General features: G+C 71.5%; 14 protein-coding genes and 2 pseudogenes. 9 read left to right on the top strand and 7 right to left on the bottom strand.

Annotated features, from left to right (window positions below; all coding sequences use genetic code 11):
- Nucleotides 1-9: 9 nt before the first annotated feature.
- Together QUE38_RS08040 and QUE38_RS08045 are read right to left on the bottom strand one after the other, a co-directional pair.
- Nucleotides 10-663, bottom strand: coding sequence for an HAD-IA family hydrolase (locus QUE38_RS08040; protein ID WP_286311416.1), 654 nt, complete (start codon nt 661-663; stop codon nt 10-12).
- Nucleotides 660-3,257: an MMPL family transporter gene (locus QUE38_RS08045; RefSeq protein ID WP_286311418.1), complete on the bottom strand. Its 2,598-nt coding sequence runs from the start codon at nt 3,255-3,257 to the stop codon at nt 660-662. Before QUE38_RS08045 ends, QUE38_RS08040 begins: the two co-directional genes overlap by 4 nt.
- A 79-nt stretch (nt 3,258-3,336) precedes the next feature.
- On the opposite strand from QUE38_RS08045, the gene QUE38_RS08050 reads away from it, so the two are divergent.
- Nucleotides 3,337-3,921 carry a TetR/AcrR family transcriptional regulator gene (locus tag QUE38_RS08050; protein WP_286311420.1) on the top strand — a complete coding sequence of 195 codons (585 nt, stop codon included), beginning with the start codon at nt 3,337-3,339 and terminating at the stop codon, nt 3,919-3,921.
- On the opposite strand, the gene QUE38_RS08055 is transcribed toward QUE38_RS08050, so the two are convergent.
- Nucleotides 3,908-4,468, bottom strand: a complete 561-nt coding sequence (locus QUE38_RS08055) for a TetR/AcrR family transcriptional regulator (protein ID WP_286311422.1) — start codon at nt 4,466-4,468, stop codon at nt 3,908-3,910. The genes QUE38_RS08050 and QUE38_RS08055 overlap by 14 nt on opposite strands.
- A gap of 165 nt (nt 4,469-4,633) precedes the next feature.
- On the opposite strand from QUE38_RS08055, the gene QUE38_RS08060 reads away from it, so the two are divergent.
- The 7 genes and pseudogenes from QUE38_RS08060 to QUE38_RS08085 all read left to right on the top strand — a co-directional run bounded on the left by QUE38_RS08060 (nt 4,634) and on the right by QUE38_RS08085 (nt 15,280).
- A complete protein-coding gene (locus QUE38_RS08060) occupies nt 4,634-7,054 on the top strand; it encodes a glycoside hydrolase family 2 TIM barrel-domain containing protein (protein WP_286311423.1) in 2,421 nt (806 codons plus the stop codon).
- A gap of 10 nt (nt 7,055-7,064) precedes the next feature.
- Nucleotides 7,065-9,152: a hypothetical protein gene (locus QUE38_RS08065; protein ID WP_286311425.1), complete on the top strand. Its 2,088-nt coding sequence runs from the start codon at nt 7,065-7,067 to the stop codon at nt 9,150-9,152.
- A gap of 83 nt (nt 9,153-9,235) precedes the next feature.
- A complete protein-coding gene (locus QUE38_RS08070; RefSeq protein ID WP_286311427.1) occupies nt 9,236-10,681 on the top strand; it encodes an MFS transporter in 1,446 nt (481 codons plus the stop codon).
- 250 nt (nt 10,682-10,931) lie between these two features.
- Nucleotides 10,932-13,019: a glycoside hydrolase family 3 N-terminal domain-containing protein gene (locus QUE38_RS08075; protein WP_286311428.1), complete on the top strand. Its 2,088-nt coding sequence runs from the start codon at nt 10,932-10,934 to the stop codon at nt 13,017-13,019.
- Nucleotides 13,016-13,447: pseudogene (locus QUE38_RS17530) on the top strand (family 1 glycosylhydrolase); the annotation flags it as partial. The gene QUE38_RS08075 and the pseudogene QUE38_RS17530, both read left to right, overlap by 4 nt.
- A 218-nt stretch (nt 13,448-13,665) precedes the next feature.
- The gene (locus tag QUE38_RS17535; protein WP_350227611.1) at nt 13,666-14,256 is read left to right on the top strand and encodes a family 1 glycosylhydrolase; all 591 of its coding nucleotides are present in this window, start codon (nt 13,666-13,668) and stop codon (nt 14,254-14,256) included.
- A 7-nt stretch (nt 14,257-14,263) separates the two neighbouring features.
- The gene (locus tag QUE38_RS08085) at nt 14,264-15,280 is read left to right on the top strand and encodes a Gfo/Idh/MocA family protein (RefSeq protein WP_286311429.1); all 1,017 of its coding nucleotides are present in this window, start codon (nt 14,264-14,266) and stop codon (nt 15,278-15,280) included.
- Nucleotides 15,281-15,361: 81 nt separating this feature from the next.
- Here the strand turns inward: QUE38_RS08085 and QUE38_RS17540 are convergent.
- Nucleotides 15,362-16,542: pseudogene (locus QUE38_RS17540) on the bottom strand (SDR family NAD(P)-dependent oxidoreductase).
- Between QUE38_RS17540 and QUE38_RS08095 the strand changes: the two are divergent.
- Complete coding sequence (locus tag QUE38_RS08095) at nt 16,541-17,122, top strand: TetR/AcrR family transcriptional regulator (protein WP_286311430.1); 582 nt, start codon at nt 16,541-16,543, stop codon at nt 17,120-17,122. The pseudogene QUE38_RS17540 and the gene QUE38_RS08095 overlap by 2 nt on opposite strands.
- Before the next feature lie 8 nt (nt 17,123-17,130).
- Here the strand turns inward: QUE38_RS08095 and QUE38_RS08100 are convergent, their stop codons facing one another.
- From QUE38_RS08100 to QUE38_RS08110, 3 genes are all read right to left on the bottom strand, one after another.
- A complete protein-coding gene (locus tag QUE38_RS08100; RefSeq protein ID WP_286311432.1) occupies nt 17,131-18,057 on the bottom strand; it encodes a siderophore-interacting protein in 927 nt (308 codons plus the stop codon).
- Nucleotides 18,058-18,169: 112 nt separating this feature from the next.
- Complete coding sequence (gene ligD, locus QUE38_RS08105; RefSeq protein WP_286311434.1) at nt 18,170-19,405, bottom strand: non-homologous end-joining DNA ligase; 1,236 nt, start codon at nt 19,403-19,405, stop codon at nt 18,170-18,172.
- 104 nt (nt 19,406-19,509) lie between these two features.
- Nucleotides 19,510-20,070, bottom strand: coding sequence for a hypothetical protein (locus QUE38_RS08110; protein ID WP_286311436.1), 561 nt, complete (start codon nt 20,068-20,070; stop codon nt 19,510-19,512).
- Nucleotides 20,071-20,295 lie beyond the last annotated feature (225 nt).

The following is a 20,295-nucleotide window of genomic DNA, read 5'->3' on the forward strand; positions in this document are numbered from 1 at the left end:
GGCGGTGCGTCAGGGCAGGTGCGCGATGAGCGCCGCATCCGTGTGCTCGACGCGGAGCGCGGTGTAGTCGGGGATGCGGGGGAGGCCGAGCCGGTCGGCGGTCTCGCTCGGCGCGTCGCCGATCACCACGACCTGTGCGCCAGAGGCGACGCCCGCGCGGATGCCCGCCTCGGCGTCCTCGAAGACGAGGCAGTCGGATGCCGCGACGCCGAGCTGCTCCGCCGCGCGGAGGTAGGGCTCGGGGTCGGGCTTGCCCTGCGAGACCGACTCGGCGGTGACGATCACCGCGGGAATCGGGAGGCCGACGCCGGCCATGCGCTTCTCGGTCAGGGGCCGGGCCGCGCTCGTGACCAGGGCCCAGCGGCCGTGCGGCAGCGAGTCCAGCAGGTCGCGCGCGCCGGCGATCGCCGTGACGCCCTCGGTGTCGTCGTACTCGATCCTGCTCAGGTCGGCGACGACCTCGTCGATGTCGGTGCCGTGCGGCGCGTACTTCCGTGCGGTCTCCACCATGCGGATGCCGTGCGAGGTCGCGAGGATCTCGGCGACGTCGAGGTCGAACCGCCGGGCGAACTCGGCCCAGATGCGCTCGACGACCGGATGCGAGTCGACGAGCGTGCCGTCCATGTCGAACAGGATCGCGCGGGCGGAGATGGTGCGTGTCACCCCTCCATGTTCGCAGGCGAGCCGTCGGCGTGGTGACGGCGCTCGAGCGCGGCGCCCTCGACGTCGACGTTCGGGATGATGCGGTCGAGCCACTTCGGCAGCCACCACGCCGAGCGGCCGAGCAGGTGCATGACCGCGGGCATGAGCAGCATGCGCACGACGAACGCGTCGAGCAGGATGCCGATCGCGAGGCCGAAGCCGATCGAGCGGATCATGACCGACTCGGCGAAGATGAACCCGCCGAACACCGAGATCATGATGAGGCCCGCCGCGGTCACGACCGAGCGGCCGGCGCGGAAGCCCTTCATCACCGCGAGGCGCGCCAGCGTGCCGTGCACGTACGACTCGCGCATGCCCGAGGCGAGGAACAGCTGGTAGTCCATCGCGAGCCCGAACAGGATGCCGACGAGGATCACCGGCAGGAAGCTCAGGATCGGGCCGGTCGAGTGCAGGCCGATGAGCTCGGCGCCCCAGCCCCACTGGAACACCGCCACGGTCGCGCCGTAGGTGGCGAACAGCGAGAGGATGAACCCGCCCGTCGCGATGAGCGGCACGAGCAGCGACCGGAACACCACGATCATGATCAGCAGCGAGAGCCCGACGACCACCGTGAGGTAGAGCGGCAGCACGTCGTTCAGGTTCTCGGAGATGTCGATGTTGATCGCGGCCTGGCCGGCGACGCCGAGCGTGTACTCGCCGTCGATCGGCGGCAACTCGCGCAGGTCGCGCACGAGCTGGTCGGTCGACACCGAGTTCGGACCCTCCTCGGGCACGACCTGGAACGCGGCGAGCGTGCCGTCGTCGGAGATCGCGATCGGGGCGACGGCGACGACCGCGTCCTGCTCGGCGATCGCGGTCGCGATGTCGAGCTGCGCCTGCAGCTGCTCGGCGTCGTCCTGCCCGCCCGGCAGCTCGGCCGTGACCAGCAGCGGGCCGTTCGCACCCTCGCCGAACGCCTCGGCGGTCAGCACGTGTGCGATGTAGCCGGGCGTCTCCTCGGGCTCGCTCGAGCCGTCGGGCAGGCCCACGCGCATCGACAGTGCCGGGATCGCCACGACGAGCAGCGCCACGATGGTGCCCAGCATGGTGAGCACCGCGCGCCAGTTGCCCATGGGCTTCGCCGTCGTGTCCTCGTGGTGCACCGTGCCGACCGCCGCGCGGGCCTTGCGGCTCAGCACGCGCATGCCGATCAGTCCGAGCAGGGCCGGGATGAGCGAGGTCGCGATGAGCACCGCGATGAGCACCGCGAACGCGCCGACCGTGCCCATCAGGCCGAGGAAGGGGATGCCCGTGACGTTCAGCGCGAGCAGGGCGACGATGACCGTCGAACCTGCGAACACGACCGCGTTGCCGGCGGTGCCGTTCGCGAGGCCGATCGACTCGTGCAGGTCGGCGCCCTCGAGCAGCTGCCTGCGGTGCCGGTTCACGATGAACAGCGCGTAGTCGATGCCCACCGCGAGGCCCAGCATGATGCCGAGCACCGGGGTGACCGACGACATGTCGACGACGCCCGAGAAGGCGAGCGATGCGAGCACCGCGATGCCGACGCCGACGAGGGCCGTGATGATGGGCAGGGATGCCGCGATGGCGGTGCCGAGCATGACGAGCAGCACGATCGCCGCGATGATGAGGCCGACGATCTCGCCGATGCCGACCAGCGACGGCACCGACTGCGAGATGGTCGTCGACAGGCCCATCTCAGTGCCCTCGACGGGTGACGCCTCGAAGTACTCGGCGGTCGCCGTCTTCGAGTCCGCCTCGAGCTCGAGCAGGGGCACGTCGTAGGCGATGTTGACGAGGGCGGTCGAGCCGTCCTCCGAGACGACGCCGATGCCGTCGGAGAGGGCGAGCAGCTCGGCACCCTGCTCGAGCAGGTCGGCCTGCTCCTCGAGCTCGATGCGGCCGTCGTCGATCTGCTGCTGCTGGTCGGCGATCTCGTCGCGACCGGCGTCGAGCTGCGCCTGCTGGGCGTCGAGCTCGGCCTGCTGGGCGTCGAGCTGCGCCTGCTGCGCGTCGAGCGCCGCGAGCTGCTGCGGCGGGGCGCCGGCCGCCTCGGCCTGCGCGCGGGCGGCGTCGAGCTGGGCCTGTCCCTCGTCGAGCTGCGCCTGGCCGGCGTCGAGCTGGGCCTGCCCCGCTTCGAGCTCCTCGAGTGCGGCGTCGAGCTGGGCCTGCCCGTCGTCGAGCTGGGTGCGGGCGTCCTCGATCTGGTCGCGGCCGTCGACGATCTCCTGCTGGGCGTCGTCCAGCTCCTGCTGCGCCTCGAACGGGTCGATCACATCGGCGACCTCGGGGAGGTCGGTCGCGCCGGCGGCGAGTTCCGAGATCTGCTCGCGCTCGGCGTCGGTGAAGGGCTCGCCGTCGGTGGTCGCGTAGACGACGGTGCCGGACGCGCCGGCGTAGTCGGGGAGCTCCTCGGCGAGGGCATCCGTCACCTCGCCGGAGGCCGTGCCGGGCACGTCGAAGCTGGTGGCGAGGCCCTTGAAGCCGACCGCGAAGCCGACGCCGGCCGCACCGAGCACGAGGGCCCAGGTGAGGATCACCACCCACGCGCGGCGCGCGCTGAACTTGCCGAGGCGGTAGAGCAGTTCGGCCATGCCGAGACCTCCCGTTGTCGTAGGTGCGGGGTAAGAATACGCAACGGTGCGTCTCGTTGACTGAGTATAGGGTGAGTGCATGAACGAGCGACGCCGCGGAGCCGCTCGCAGCGAGGCCGCGCACCGCTCGATCCTCGAGGCGACGGCCGCCCTCTTCGCCGAGAAGGGCTACGACCACCTGACCATCGAGGGCATCGCCGCGCGCGCTCACGTGGGCAAGCAGACGATCTACCGCTGGTGGCCGTCGAAGGCCGAGGTCGTCGCCGAGTGCCTGCTCGAGGGCGTGCTGCTGCCCGACCAGTTCACGCCGCCGACGGGCGGGCGCATCCGCGACGACATGGTCGTCTGGCTGGAGGCGCTGATGGCGTTCGTGACCGGCGAGGAGCACGCCGGGCTGTTCCGCTCGCTGGTCGCCGCCGCCATGGACAACGCCGAGATCGGTCGGATGCTCCGAGCGAAGCTCGGCGACGAGTCGGTGATGGTCGTCCGCCTGCAGGAGGCCGTCGACGCGGGGGAGCTCGCACACGGGACGCCGCTCCGCGACGTGTCCGAGGCGTTCGCCGGCATGCTCGCGCTGCGAGTGCTCAGCCGCGCGCCCGCAGAGGTCGACGCGGCCGAGCGGATGGTGGACGCGGTGCTCGGGCCGTATCTCAGTCGCGCGTGAGGAACCGCGCGGCGAAGTGATCCCACACTGCGAGGAAGTCGACTGACGGGTCGAGCACCCACTCGCGCTCGAGTCCGGTCCAGAACGCCATGAGCTCGCGCCCGGCGAGTTCGGGATCGGACTTCCACTCGAGCATCCGCGCGAAGTCGGCGCGGGTGCGGCGCTCGCGCGCCACGATGTAGTCGTGCGCGGGGTGCTGCGGGTCGCTCGCCTCGACGCTGAGCACGGCGTAGAGCCGCACCAGTTCCGGCATCTCGAGGTTGCGGGCGACGATGCGGCGAAGCAGCGCGCGGATCTCGTCGGGGTGGCCGACGATCGACTCGTCGGGGAGGTCCGGCGGGGTCGTCAGCTCGTCGCGGTACGCGAGCACGGCCGCCAGCAGGTCGTGCATCGACGGGAAGTGGTGCAGGACAGAGGGCTTCCGGATGCCGCACGCGTCGGCGATGTCGGCCAGGGACACCGCGTTGAACCCCGCGACGGAGATCAGCTTCGTCGCCTCCTCGAGGATCTGCCGACGACGCGCCTCGGGCGCCATCCGCGTCTGCACCCGTTTCGGCACCGTACCGGTCGCTGTTGACATCGTCGCCTCCGGGGCATCCGTTGGTCCTGTGCTTGACAACCTACCATTCGATAGGTGTAATCTACCGATCGATAGGCAAACCTACCGATCGGTAGTCAACGATCGGGAACGACCGAGAGAGGCCGCTCGACGATGAGTGCGACACCCACGCTGCAGGACCGCGACCTCAACGACGGGTGGACCCTCTCGCACGTCGACGGGCGCGTCGAGACCGTCGACCTGCCCCACGACGCGATGTTGGGCGAACCGCGCTCGGCCGAGGTCCGGAACGGCACCCGCACCGGCTGGTTCCCCGGCGGCCGCTACCAGTACGCGCGAGACATCGAGATCGCGGAGCACGAGCTCGGCGCATACGTCGCGGTGCGGTTCGAGGGCGTCTACCATCGCTCGGTGGTCTCGGTGAACGGCCGCGAGCTCGCCCGGCACGCGTACGGGTACGACGAGTTCGAGGTCGACCTGTCGGAGGTCGTCGTGGTCGGTCGCAACCGGATCGAGGTCGCGGTCGACACCTCCCGCGAGCCGAACTCGCGCTGGTACACGGGCTCGGGCATCTATCGGCCCGTGACGCTCGTCGTGCGCGACCGCCGACGCATCACGGACCTGCGGGTGACCACGCGATCGCTCACCCCGCCGACCGTCGCAGTCGAGGCATCCGCCCCCGACGACGCCACGGTGCACATCTTCGACGGAGCGGAACTGCTCGCCGAGGGACCGCTCGGCGAGTTCACCCTCGACGGTGCGGGGCTCTGGAGCGCGGAGTCGCCCCGGCTCTACCGGGCGGAGGTGCACACGTCCGCCGACCGGGTCGAGACGAGTTTCGGCATCCGTACGATCGACGTGTCGGGCAGCGGCGGCTTCCGCGTCAACGGCGTCGAGACGAAGCTCCGCGGCGCCTGCATCCACCATGACAACGGCATCCTCGGCGCGCGCGCGTACGCCGACGCCGAGGCCCGCAAGGTGCGGATCCTGAAGGAGTCCGGGTACAACGCCATCCGCTCCGCGCACAACCCGTGCTCGCGTGCGCTGCTGGACGCCTGCGATCGGTACGGCATGTACGTGATCGACGAGGCGTTCGACGGCTGGTACACGCCCAAGAGCCACCACGACTTCTCCCGCGAGTTCCGGGACGAGCACGTCGGCGTGCTCGAGTCGCTGGTCGCGAAGGACCGCAACCACCCCTCGGTCGTCATGTACTCCATCGGCAACGAGGTGACCGAGCCGGCGGAACCCGACGGCGTGGCGCTCGCAGGGGAGATGGCGGACCGGGTGCGCGCTCTCGACCCGACCCGACCCGTCACCTGCGGCGTGAACCTCATGCTGATCGGGTTCGACATGGGCGCGAAGGAGGACGGTCCCTACGATCCGGACGGGCACGCCACCGGGAAGGACCCGCACGACCAGTCGGCGGGCCTCGAGAAGGCGTCGGGTTCGACCCTGTACAACCTGCTCGTCGGCCGGATCGGGACGATCATGAGCCTCGCCGTGAAGGGCCGGCGCATGGGGCGCAAGATCGAGGGGCTCGCCGCCCACCTCGACGTGGTGGGCTACAACTACGCCGAGGCGCGCTACGACGCGGACGCGAAGCGCTACCCCGAGCGCGTGGTCGTCGGATCGGAGACCATGGCCGCCCGGCTCCCGTTCAACTGGGCTCGGGTGCAGCGCCACACCCAGGTCATCGGCGACTTCGTCTGGACCGGGTGGGACTACCTCGGCGAGATCGGCCTCGGCTACTGGCGGTACCCGTCCGAGTCGGGACTCCAGGTCGCCTATGGCGGGGGCACCATCGACCTGATCGGCAACCGCGACGCCCAGAACCACTACCAGCAGGTCGTCTGGGGCATCCGGACCGAACCGTGGATCGGGGTGCGCCCGCTCACCCACGCAGGCGAACGGGTCGTGCGGAGCCCCTGGCGGATGACCGACGCCGTCGGGTCCTGGACCTGGCCGGGGTGCGAGGGGGCGCGGGCCGAGATGGAGGTCTACGCAGACGCGCGCGTCGTGCGCCTGGAACTCGACGGCCGCCCGATCGGCCGGTCGCGGGTGCGCAACCGCATCGCCCGCTTCCGCACCGCGTACCGCCCCGGCAGGCTCGAGGCGATCGCCGAGGACCGGCGCGGCCGCGTGGTCGGGCGCACGACGCTGTCCACCGCGGGGGAGGCACGGCTGCACGCGCGGCCCGACACCATCGCCCTCCGCCCGAACGGCCAGGACCTGAGCTTCGTCGAGATCGCGCTCGCCGACGACGCGGGAACGGTCCACGCCGCCGGCGACCGCGAGGTGACCGTCGAGATCGAGGGCGATGCCGTGGCCCTGGCCGCGGTCGGGTCCGCGAACCCGCGCCCCGCGACGCTCTACGGCGGTCCCGCCACGACCACCTGGTACGGGCGCGCGCTCGCCGTCCTGCGCGCCGGTCACCGCCCCGGTGAGGCCACGGTCACCGTGCGCGCCGAGGGCCTGGATGACGTGTCGTTCCGGGTCACCGTCGAGCCCGTGGGCGAGCCCGCCCCTGCAGCATCCGTCGTCCCTGCGCCCGCCGCACGGTTCGCAGGCTGAGGAGCGGATGATGCGCACCGATGCCACGCCAATCGACCGCCGCGCCGTGGTCGACCGCCACGCGATCGAACTGACCGCCGCACATCCGGAGCACGTGCTGTCCGTCGGCAACGGCGACTTCGCGTTCACCGCCGACGTGACGGGCATGCAGACGTTCACCGACTTCCACAGCCCCGCACTCGCGGTGCGGCGCGGGGAGACCGCGGTGAACACCTGCACGATGAGCTCCTGGGGCTGGCACGAGATGCCGAACCCGGAGGGGTTCGTCCTCGACGACGCGATGTCCACCTACGAGACCGCCCGCGGCCCGGTCTCGTATCCCGACCGGTACGACATGCAGGCGGCGATGCAGGGGCAGCTGACCGACGAGATGCGTCCGGGCGCGTGGCTGCACGCCAACCCGCAGCGCATGGACCTCGGCCGGATCGGCCTCGAGCTGCGCCAGACGTCGGATGCCGCGGCAGAGGCGGACCCGTCGGTGCTCCGCGACATCCGCCAGGTCCAGGACCTGTGGACGGGCGAGATCCGCAGCTCCTTCACCTACGCCGGGTCCCGCGTCGACGTGGTCACCGTTGCAGACCCGGATGCCTCGACGGTCGCGTTCCGCATCCGCAGCGCGCTGCTGGCCGACGGGCGGGCGCGGGTCGGGCTGCGCTTCCCGTATCCGAGCGACGGGTTCTTCCAGACGGACGACTGGGATGCCGGCGAACGGCACGAGTCGACGCTTCGATCCCGCACGGGCGGCGCCGTCGTCGAGCGGATCGTCGACGCTGCGCGGTACTCCGTGGCGCTGGACGTGACCGGCGGCCGCATGGCCCGCGGCGACGCGCCGCACGCATTCCACGTCGACGCCTCCGGGGACGAGCTCGAACTGGTCGCCGCCTTCCGGCCGGACGACGACGCATCCGCACCCGCGACCTCGTTCGCCGAGGTGCGCGAGCGTTCGGCGGCGTGGTGGGCCCGGTTCTGGGAATCCGGTGCGGCGGTCGACCTCGCGGCCAGCTCCGACCCCCGAGCGCCGGAGCTGGAGCGTCGGGTCGTGCTGTCGCAGGCCCTGACCGCCGTGCACTGCTCCGGTCACCTGCCGCCCGCCGAGACCGGCCTGGTCACCAACTCCTGGCAGGGGAAGTTCCACCTCGAGATGCACTGGTGGCACGCCGCGCACTTCGCGATGTGGGGGCGGCCCGAGCTGCTCGAGCGCAGCCTCGACTGGTACCTGACCGTGCTCGACTCCGCGCGCGACACCGCGGCGCGGCAGGGGTACCCCGGCGCACGCTGGCCGAAGCAGGCCGGGCCCGACGGGCGCGAGAGCCCCGACCCTATCGGCTCGCTCATCGCCTGGCAGCAGCCGCACGTGCTGTACCTGCTCGACCTCGTCTGGCGCGCGACCCCCGAGGCCGGCCGCGCCGCGCTCGTGGCCCGGTTCGGCGAACTGGTCGAGGAGACCGCCGCGTTCATGGCCGCGTTCCCGGAGGAGCGGGACGGCGAGCTGCACCTCGGCCCGCCCATCATGCCCGCCCAGGAGTTCTACGACTCCCGGACCACGACCGATCCGACCTACGAACTGGCCTACTGGTGGTGGGGGCTCGAGATCGCGCAGCGCTGGCGCGAGCGGGCCGGGCGCCGACGGGACGAGGCCTGGACCGACGTGCAGCGCCGCCTCGCGACGCCGAAGGTGGTCGACGGATGCTACGTCGCCGTCGCCACCGACGAGCCGATGCGCCGAGACGACCATCCGTCGCTGCTCATGGCGCTCGGCTTCGTGCCGGAGACGCCGATCATCGACCCCGAGATCATGTCGGCGACGCTCGACGACGTCTGGGACGACTGGCAGTGGCCGACCGCCTGGGGCTGGGACTTCCCGGTCATCGCCATGACCGCGACCCGGCTCGGACGCGGAGGGCTCGCCTTCGACGCGCTCCTGCGCGACGAGGTGAAGAACACCGTCACCCCGGTCGGCCACAACCCCCAGATGGGCGCGATCCTGCCGCTCTACCTGCCCGGCAACGGCTCGCTGCTCGCCGCGGTCGCGCTGATCGCGCAGACCGGAACCGCCGCGCCCGGATGGACCGTGCGCGCGGAGGGCTTCCCCGCCTGACGGCCCCCGCCGCGGACCACGACCCCGACCGAACCCGAACCGCACCACCCGCAGTCACACCCCGCTCGATCAAGGAGGATCACATGACCGACCACACCACCCCCGGCGCCGACCCGGGCGCCGCCGGCGCCACCGTCGTCGACGTCGCACCGCCGCCCACGACACCGACGAAGGCGGACGGCGCGCTGCCCAGGGCCTTCTCACTGCGATTCTCGACGCGCGGCATCTCGCTCGCGGTCGACGTGATCGTGATGATGCAGCTCACGTTCTACGCCACCGACATCGTGGGACTGCCGGCGGCGCTCGTCGGAGGCATCTTCCTCGCGGCGAAGCTCTTCGACGGGTTCACCGACCTGTTCGTGGGATTCGTGATCGACCGCACCAAGAGCCGCTGGGGCAAGGCGCGCCCGTACGAGCTGTTCATCATCCCGGCGTGGCTGCTGACGGTGGCGATCTTCTCCACGCCGGACATGGACACGTTCTGGCAGGCCGCGTACCTGTTCGTCATGTACGCGCTCATCCAGTCGGTGTGCCACACCGTGCTGAACGGATCGGAGGGCGTCTACCTCAAGCGCTCGCTGAAGGGTGAGGTGCGCTACGCCAAGGTGCTGGCGCGCCAGGGCGTGTTCATCATCCTGGTCGCCGGAGTCGCGAGTGTGATCCTGCCGATGCTCATGGCCACGTGGGGGACGGAGCCGGGCGGCTGGACCCGCATCGCGCTCGTCTACGCGGTGCCCATGATGATCCTCGGCCTGGTGCGCTTCTTCACGGTGAAGGAGCTGCCCGAGGACGAAGTCGACGCCGCGACCGAGCAGCGCGTGAGCGTGAAGGATGCCCTGAAGGCGCTGGTACGCAACAAGTACATCTTCATCATCGCGGCGATGGTGCTGCTCTCGAACATCATCGCCAACATGAACACGATCGTGGGGGCGTACTTCTTCAAGTACGTCCTCGGCGACCTCGCCCTGCTCTCGATCGTCGCGCTCGCCGGGCTCATCATGCCGGTGATCTACCTGCTCTTCCCGTTGGCAGTACGCACCATCGGCGCCGTGAACTTCCTGCGCGTCGGACTCGCCCTGGCGATGGTCGGCTTCGCGCTCGTCGCGTTCTTCCCGACCTCCCTCGTGGCGGTCGCGGCGGGACAGCTGCTCGGCTCGTTCACGTCCATCGTGACGCTGCTGGTCGGGTTCTTCGTGATCCAGGCCATGAGGTACGGCGAGTGGAAGACCGGGCGACGCATCGACGCCGTGACGAACTCGGTGACCAGCTTCACCTCCAAGATCGGGTCGGGCCTCGCATCGGCGGGCGTGGGCCTCATGATGGGCATCGTCGGCTACAACGGTCTCGCCGCCTCCCAGACCGCGGAGGCAGAGGGGATGATCGTCGGCCTCTACTCCTGGGTGCCGTTCGTCCTCACCGCGGGGATGCTGGCCATCTCGTTCACCTACAAGCTCGACCGCCACACCGGGGCGATTGAGACCGACCTGGCCGCCGGCATCCACGCCGACACCAGCGAGCTGAAGCTCTAGCCCGACCCACCCGACCCCCGAACACGCACCGAGAGGACCAGAGAATCGTGTCGATGCTCGCACAGGAGCGCTCCCAGGATCCCGCCGCCGACATCGGCGCACGAGTCGAGGACCTGCTGTCGCAGATGACCCTCGAGGAGAAGGCCGGCCAGTTGAGCCAGTACTTCTACTTCGGGTTCGGCGAGGTGCCCGCCGACCTCGACATCGATGCGCTCCCCCGGAGCAGCAGGCGTACGTACGCCAGCCGCAGATGGTCGAGGCGGCCGTCGCGGCCGGCGGCGCGGGGTCGGTGCTGTTCGTCAAGGAGCCGGGTCTCGCCAACCGGCTCCAGCGGCTCGCGGTCGAGGAGAGCCGTCTCGGGATCCCGCTCATGTTCGGGTTCGACGTGATCCACGGGCTGCGGACCGTGTTTCCCGTGCCCGTCGCTCTCGCGGCGTCGTGGGATCCCGAGACGATCGAGCGCTCCCAGGCGGTCGCGGCACGCGAGGCCCGGGCCGCGGGCATCCAGTGGACGTTCGCGCCGATGGTCGACGTCACGCGGGACGCGCGCTGGGGCCGCATCATCGAGGGCGCCGGCGAGGACCCGTACCTCGGCTCCGCCGTCGCCGCGGCGCAGGTGCGCGGGTTCCAGGGCGACCTCGGACCCGACCGCGTGCTCGCCGGGCCCAAGCACCTCGCGGGCTACGGCGCATCCCAGGGCGGGCGCGACTACGACGAGGCCGAGATCTCCGACTCGGAGCTGCGCAACGTATACCTCCCGCCGTTCCGGGCGGCGGTGGATGCGGGCGCCGGCACCGTGATGAGCGCGTACATGGACCTGAACGGCGTGCCGGCCAGCGGCAACCGCTGGCTGCTCACCGAAGTCCTCCGCGACGAGCTCGGCTTCGACGGGTTCGTGGTGTCCGACGCGAACGCGGTGAAGTCGCTCGAGACGCAGCACTTCGCCGCCTCGCCGACGGATGCCGCGGTCCGTGCCGTCTCGGCGGGACTCGACATGGAGATGTGCATGTTCGACCCGGCGTTCCGCACCCTGCCGCAGGCGGTCGCCGACGGCCTCGTCGACGAGGAGGTCATCGACCGGGCCGTGCGACGGGTGCTCGCCGCGAAGTTCCGGCTCGGCCTCTTCGAGCAGCCGTACGTCGACGAGGGTGCGGCGGATGCGCTGCTCGGCGCGCCCGCGCACCGGGCGGCGGCCCGGGAGGCGGCGGAGCGCTCTGTCGTACTGCTGAAGAACGACGGGGCACTGCCGCTCGAGGCATCCGCCCTCGGCTCGATCGCCGTGATCGGGCAGCTGGCCGACAGCAAGCGGGACACGCTCGGACCGTGGGTGTTCGACCACGTCACCGACGATGCCGTCACCGTGCTGGAGGGCGTGCGCTCGCGCGTCGGTGACGACGTACGGGTCGTGCACGCGCCCGGGGCGGGCATCCCGGGGCGGATGTTCCCGTCGATGTTCGACCGGATGGACCCGACCGTCGAGCACACCCCGGACGACCACGACGACGAGGCCGAGATCGCCCGTGCGGTCGCGCTCGCCGAGGCATCCGACCTCGCCCTCGTGGTCGTCGGCGAACGGCAGAACCAGGTCGGCGAGAACGCATCGCGAGCCACGCTCGACCTGCCCGGCCGCCAGCTCGAGCAGCTCCAGCGCATCGCCGCCACCGGAACCCCGGTCGTGCTCGTCGTGATGTCGGGCCGGCCGCTCGACCTGCGCTGGGCCGACGAGGAACTGCCCGCGATCGTGCAGGCCTGGTACCCCGGCACGAGCGGCGGCGACGCGGTCGCGGCCGTGCTCTTCGGCGACGTCTCGCCTGCGGGGCGGCTGCCGTTCACCTGGCCGCGTCACGTCGGCCACGTGCCCATGCACTACGCGCACCTGCGCACCTTCGACCCCGAGCAGCAGGGCCGGCGGTACTGGGAGGAGCCGTCGACACCCCTGTACCCGTTCGGGCACGGCCTCGGGTATGCGACGTTCGCGTACTCGGGACTGCGGCTCGACCGCGAGCGGATCCGCGTGGGCGAGCAGGTGCAGGTGCGGGTGGATGTCACGAACGAATCCGGACGCGACGCCGACGAGGTCGTCCAGCTCTACGTGCACCAGCGGCACGGGCGAGCATCGCGGCCGGTGCGCGAGCTCAAGGGCTTCCGTCGCATCCGACTCGCCGCCGGCGAGACCCGCACGGTCGGGTTCGACCTCGGCCCCGACGAGCTCCGGTACTGGAGTGCGTCCGACCGCGACTGGGTGCAGGACGCCACGACCGTCGACGTCTGGGTCGGTGGCGACTCGACCGCGGACCTCGCCACCGCATTCACCGTCACCGAAGGAGCCGACCGATGACCGCAGCCGCATTCCCGGAATCGTTCCTCTGGGGAGCGTCGACCGCCCCGCACCAGATCGAGGGCAACAACGTCAACAGCGACTGGTGGGCACGCGAGGGCATGATGCCCGGCATGGAGCCGAGCGGCGACGCCTGCGACAGCTACCACCGGTACGCCGAGGACATGCGCCTGCTCGCCGACGCCGGGCTGAACGCCTACCGCTTCGGCATCGAGTGGGCCCGGATCGAACCCCGCCCGGGGCAGTTCTCGCGGGCGGAGCTCGCCCACTACCGGCGGATGATCGAGACCGCGCAGTCGTTCGGACTGACGCCTGTGGTGACCCTGCACCACTTCAGCAGCCCGCGCTGGTTCGCCGAGGCGGGCGGCTGGGGCGGGCCGGAGGCGATCGACCGGTTCGCGGCGTACGTGACCGAGGTGACCGGCATCCTCGACGGCGTGGAGTGGGTGGCGACCATGAACGAGCCGAACATGCTCGCCATGATGCTGATGATGGAGGAGGCGATGCGCTCGGGCCGGCTGGAGGAGTGGCAGAGCCCGACCGTCGACGGCGAACCCGATCGCGACCGGATCGCCGCGTCGCTGCCGGTGCCGACCCCGAGCACGGCCGCCGCTTCGTGGAGGCGCACCACGCGGGACGCGACATCGTGCGCGCCCGAACCGGCGCCCGGGTGGGCTGGACGATCGCCAACCAGGCGTTCACCGCCACGCCCGGCAACGAGGGGAAGCTCGTCGAGGTTCGCCACGACTGGGAGGACCTGTACCTCGACGCGTCGGCGGGCGACGACTTCATCGGCGTGCAGTCGTACTCGACGCAGCAGGTCGACGAGAACGGCGTCGTGCCGCACCCGGAGCACCCCGACAACACGCTGGTGGGCACCGCGTACCGGCCGGACGCCCTCGGCATGGCGGTGCGCCACGCGTGGGAGCGCACCGGCCTTCCGGTGCTCGTCACCGAGAACGGCATCGCCACCGCCGACGACGCGCGGCGCATCGCCTACACGCGCGAGGCGCTCGCAGGCTTGGCGGATGCCATGGCGGACGGCGCCGACGTGCGGGGATACCTGCACTGGTCGGCGCTCGACAACTACGAGTGGGGTCACTGGACGCCCACCTTCGGACTGATCGCGGTCGATCGCGAGACGTTCGTGCGCACGCCGAAGCCGAGCCTCGCCTGGCTCGGCGGTGTGGCGCGGTCGCACGGGGCCGGCCTCCTCGAGGCGGCGTCCACGGCATGATGGGCGCATGAACGCCCCATCCGACCCCGATCCGGATGCCGCGCCGGGCGCGCCCGTGCGCATCGGCGTGCTCGGCGCGGCGCGCATCGTGAGGAGTGCGCTGCTCGAGCCCGCACGCGGGGTCGACGGCGTGCGGGTCGCCGCGGTCGCCGCACGTGATCGCTCGCGGGCCGAGGCGTACGCCGCCGAGCGCGGCATCGCGACCGTGCACGGGTCGTACGAGGCGCTGCTCGCCGATCCCGACCTCGATGCGGTCTACGTGCCGTTGCCGGCGGCGCTCCACGCGGACTGGACGCTCGCCGCGGTCGCCGCCGGCAGGCACGTGCTCTGCGAGAAGCCGTTCACGAGCAACGCGGCGGCGGCGGAGCACGTCGCCGCCGTCACCGCCGGTTCGGGTCGCGTGGTGATGGAGGCGTACCACTCGCACTTCCATCCGCTGTACGGGCGATTGCGGGAGATCATCGCATCGGGCGAGCTCGGACGCGTGGAGTCGGCGCGGGCGGGGTTCTGCGTCCCGATCCCGCCCGGTCGGGACATCCGCTGGAACCTCGCGCTCGGCGGGGGCGGCCTGCTCGACGTGGGCACCTACGCAGTGCGCGTGCTCACCGAGCTGTTCGGGGAGTCGCCCGAGGTGCGCGATGCCCGTGCCTGGCTCAGGGACGGCGTCGACCGGCGGCTCGACGCCACGCTCGCGTTCGACGGCGGCGTGACCGGAGAGGTCGTCTCGTCGATGTGGTCCCGGCGGCTCCTGGCGATGTCGCTCGAGGTGCGCGGGGACGCGGGCCGCATGCGCGTGAGCTTCCCCTACCACCCGCAGATGGGCACCCGCATCCGCGTCTCCGGCAGGTCGGGCCGTCGCGTCGAACGCACCGACCGGCGCTCGACCTACGCGTTCCAGCTCGAGGCGTTCCGCGACGCGGTGCGCGGCACGCGACCGGTGGAGACGGATGCCTCGGCGGCGGTCGCCCACCTGCGCACGCTCGACGCGATCCACGCGGCCGCGGGGATGGCGCCCCGCCCGTAGGCGGACGACGACGGGCCGGTGGGATGCTCCGACGCATCCGACCGGCCCGTCAGGGGCGCACCCGTGCGCGGGCGCAGCGGATCAGGTCGCCGACCAGCCGCCGTCCGATGCGAGCACGACGCCGTTGATGTTCACGCCGTCGTCGCTCAGCAGGAACGTGATCGAGGCGGCGAGAGCCTCGGCCTCGGCGGCATCCGGCAGCACCGCCATCGCCTGGCGCACGCGCTGGGCACCGAGCGGCGACGCGAACGTGGCCTCGATGTTGGTGATGGTCGGGCCGGGGGCCACGGCGTTCACGCGCAGGCCGGACGGGCCGTACATGAACGCGGTCGACTTGGTGAGGCCGACGACCGCGTGCTTCGACGCGGTGTAGGCGACGCCCGCGGCGGAACCGCGCAGTGCGGCCTCGGAGGCGGTGTTCACGATCGAGCCCTTGCCCTGCGACAGCATCGTGGGGATGACCGCGCGCGAGAGCTTCATGGTGCCGTCGACGTTCACGCGCATGACGCGCTCCCAGACGGCGTCGGTGAGCTCGCCGAGGGGGTCATGTCGTCCATGATCCCGGCGATGTTGGCGAGGCCGTCGATGCGCTCGCCCGCGGCGGCGACGATCTCGGCGACCTTCGCGTCGTCGGTGATGTCGGCGACGAGGGTGACGATGTCGGCGTCGGGGAACTCGGCGGCGAACTCGTCGAGGCGCTCCTGCGAGACGTCGACGGCGATCACGCGGCCGCCCTCGCGCGCGACGCGCGACGCGGTCGCACGGCCGATGCCCGAGCCGGCGCCGGTGACGATGATGGTCTTGCCGCTGAAGCGGCCCTGGTCGATGCGCTCCTCCCACTCGGGGATCTCGACCTCGGGCACGGATGCCTCGTCGGCGTCGTCCTCCTCGGTGGCCTCGGGTGCCGCGGGGGCGCCCTCGGGCACGTCGCCGGCGGCGGCGCGCGCGACGAGCTCGGCGACCAGCTCATCGCTGAACTGGCCCTTGCTCAGCTTGACGAGCCGCTTCAGCGCGAGACGGCTGACGGGCTTCAGCACGTCGGCGCTCTGGCCGGACTGCGCGAGCAGGTCGCGCATGATCGGCCCGCCGACTGGGTGCGCCAGCCAGGTCTTGATGGAGTCGTTGGCGGTGAGTTCCTTGGGGGTGCTCATGGGGGAGTTTCCTTCACTTGAGGCGTCGTCGATGTCGCACGAGTCGGCATCCGGGGGCATCCGATGGCGCTTCCACCGGACATCCTTGTCCGGTAGTAGTCTAACTCGCATGCCGACCGACGGGGAAGGGTTCGCCCAGGGCCGAAAGGCCAACCGCGGGCCGAGCGCTGGCCCGGAGAATCGGCGGGCCCTCGTCGCCGCCGCGCGCGAGGTGTTCGCCGAGCAGGGGCTGACCGCGCCGCTGTCGGCCGTGGCCCGCCGCGCCGGCGTCGGGCAGGGGAGCCTCTACCGGCACTTCCCCGACCGGGTGGCGCTCGCGCTCGCCGTGTTCGACGAGAACCTCGACGCGCTCGAGGCCGTCGTCGCCCCGCCCGACTCGACGCTCGACGACCTGATCGAGCTCGTCATCGCGCAGGCGATGGTGTCGACCGCGATCATCGAGCTGCTCCGGTCGCAGCGGCACGACGAGCGCGTCGCCGAGCTGGGGGACCGCCTGCACGCGGTCGTCGCGACCGCGCTCGACCGCGAGCACGACGCCGGCCGCATCGGCGCGCATGTCACGGTCGACGACGTCGAGCTCGCGATCAGCATGCTCGCCCAGGTGCTGCCGGGCACGGATGCCGCGGAGCGGCGCGCGATCGCGACGCGCGCGTGGGCCCTGTTCCACGCGGCCTTCGCGCCGCGCGGCTGACGCGTCGGCTAGTTGCCGACCGGCACGCGCGGGCCGCCGGGTCGCCCGCCGCCGGGTCGACCGCCGCCGGGTCGACCACCGCCGCGCGGCGGCTCGCCCTCGGCTTCCGCGAGCTCGGCCTTCCACTTCCGGAACCCGTCCTCGGTGCGACCCCGCCGCCAGTACCCCGAGATCGAGACCTGGTCGCGGGTGAGGCCGCGCTCGCGCATGAGGTACGGGCGCAGGCTGTGCATCGTCTCGCCCGCCTCGCCGTGCACGAACGCCTGGACGCGACCGTCGGGCCAGTCGAGGTCGCGCACGGCCGCGAGGAGCGGGCCGCCGCCGGACGCGTCGGCATCGGGCTCGCTCGCGCCGTCGGCGTCGTGGGTGGCCGCCGACGACTCGCGGTGCACGTACGTGACCGTCGCGCCTGCCGGGAGGTCGAGGGCCGGCTCGCCGTCGGCCGCATCGACCAGCAGCACGATGCGCGCGACCGCATCTGCGGGCAGCACGTCGATTGCCGCCATGATCGCCGGCATCGCCGACTCGTCGCCGACGAGCAGGTGCCAGTCGGCGTCGGGGTCGGGCGCGTACGCGCCGCCGGGGCCGTTCACGAGCAGCGTGTCGCCGGGCTCGGCGGCCGCCGCCCACGGGCCGGCGACGCCCTCGTCGCCGTGGATCACGAAGTCGATGGCGAGCGTGCCCGCGGTCACGTCGGGGAAGAGCGCCGTGTACGTGCGCACGTCGGGCAGTTCCTCGGGCGGCACGGTGCCGCGCAGCGCGCGCAGGTGGAGCGGTTCGGGCAGCGGCACGCCCGGCTTCGGGAAGACGAGCTTCACGTAGCGGTCGGTGAAGCGGCTCTCGGCGAAGGCCGACAGGTCGTCGCTGTGGAAGTACAGGCGACGCACGTCGAGCGTCACCCAGGTGCTGCCGGTGACGGTCAGGCGAGTCGGCACGTGGTCTCCTTCGGTGGCGGATGCGGCCAGCATCCGACTCTGCCACAGTCGTCGCCGGTTCCCGCCATCGTCGGGTGCACGGTCAGCCTGCACGATCGGCAGGGTCGTGCGGTCACGGGTCGTCGGGGCGGCGCCCGGCCCATGGGTCGTAGTCGACCTCGAGCGGCTCCTGCTCGGGCCGCTCGGCCTCCGGGACGTGCTGGAGGTTGACGCGGATGCGGTACCAGAGCGAACTCGACCCCCGCATGCCGTCGACGAGCACATCGGCCGGATGCAGCTGGGCGACCACGCCCGCGTGCCGCGCCTTCCACCGCTCGAGCCCGTCGCGGGCCTCCTCCTTCGTCTTCGCCCGGGCGATCTCGACGAGCGGCATGGTTGAGGCGCGCCGACCCGAACCGTCGCCGCGGCGGGGCGGCTTCTCGGCCGGGCCGAGGCGCTCGGCGAGCTCGAGCAGCGGGCCGAGGCTGCCCGCCGCGTCGTCGATGCCCGCCCACGGGTCGCCGCGGTCGGCGAACCGCTCGAGCACGGTCGGCACGGTGAACGCCTCCGGACGCGAGCCCGGGACCTCGCTCCAGTCGAGCGGCGTCGAGACACGGGCATCCGCCGTCGGCCGCACTGAGTACGCCGACGCGACCGTGCGATCCTTCGCGTTCTGGTTGAAATCGACGAACACGCTCTCGCCGCGCTCCTCCTTCCACCAGCGGGCGGTCGCGAGGCCCGGTGCGCGGTCGGCGATCTCGCGGGCGAGCGCCTCGGCGGCGAGCCGCACCTCGTGGAAGTCGTGCCGCGGCCCGATGCGGGCGTAGACGTGCATGCCGCGCGAGCCCGACGTCTTCGGCCACCCGATGAGGCCGTGCTCGGCGAGGACCTCGTTGGCGAGCATCGCGACGTCGACGATCTGCCGCCAGTCGACCCCGGGCATCGGGTCGAGGTCGACGCGCAGCTCGTCGGGGTGGTCGAGGTCGGTCGCACGCACCGGATGCGGGTTGAGGTCGACGCACCCCAGGTTCACGACCCACGCGAGCCCCGCGGCATCCGTCACCACGGCTTCCTCGGCCGACGTGCCCGAGGCGTAGTGCAGCGTCGCCGAGCCGACGAAGTCGGGGCGATGCTCGGGCACGCGCTTCTGGAAGAACGCCTCGCGGTCGATGCCCTTCACGAAGCGCTTGAGCACCATCGGGCGGTCGCGCACGCCGCGGAGCGCGCCGTCGGCGACCGCGACGTAGTAGCGCACGAGGTCGAGCTTGGTCAGCCCGGCGTCGTGGAAGACGACGCGATCGGGACTCGAGACGCGCACCTCATGGCCCGCGACCTCGAGCAGTTCCTGCTTCCTCGCCGGGGAGGCCACGGGATCAGCGTATTGCCAGCGGCTGGCGCGCGGGAGGGTTGCGCCCCCGGACAAGCGGAACGCCCACGTCAGCGTGCGACGTGGGCGTTCCGTGAATGCGTTCCCTACAGGACGAAGAGCGCGAGGCAGTCCTTCTCCGCGGTCGAGAAGGCCCGGCAGACCGCGCCGTTGATCGGCGGGGTGACCGGCACCGCAGCCGAGATGTCCTCGTTGCCGCCGGGGCCACCGGTGATGGTGTAGTTCGCCGTCAGGGTGTTGTTCTGGCTGTTCTGGGCATCGGCGGTGAGCACGACCAGGTTGTCGAGCGTGGTCATCGCCGGGATCACGCCCGACACGCCGATCTCGGTGCAGGTGTCGAGGTTGATGATTGTGAACGGCGCGAGGCTCGAACCGCCCAGCGCGATGCTGTTGATCGTCACCGTGATCGGCACGTTGAACGGGTTGGTGGCGATGATGCCGAACGCGTAGCCCTTGTAGGTGTCGTTCGAGTTGCCGGGCAGCTTGCAGGCGCGGCCGTCGAGCGTGATGATGCCGGGCGATGCGGCGTAGGCGGGAACCGATGCCGCGACGGCAACGGCGGGAACCGACCAGGCCATGGCCTTGGTCACGGTGCGGCGACTGATGCCCTTGGGCTGGTCGACACCAGAGTTGTCGAACTCGGTCATGTGGATGTGCCCCTCGATGAATGTGGTCTGCGAATGCGCTGGGTGCGGCTCGGGTTGCGCTGTGCGGCGAGCATATCGCAGGCGAGCACACGGCGTCACCACATTTTTCACCCCCGTACGCGGGGTAGGTGAGCAGAGGGTCCCATCACACTACCTCATGACCTTCGGAATTCGGCGGAAGGATGCCGATGAGAGCGTTTCCCCGAGTCGAGCAACACTCGCTTT

Origin of the sequence: Agromyces mangrovi (assembly GCF_030296695.1) — a bacterium.
GTDB lineage: Bacteria > Actinomycetota > Actinomycetes > Actinomycetales > Microbacteriaceae > Agromyces > Agromyces mangrovi.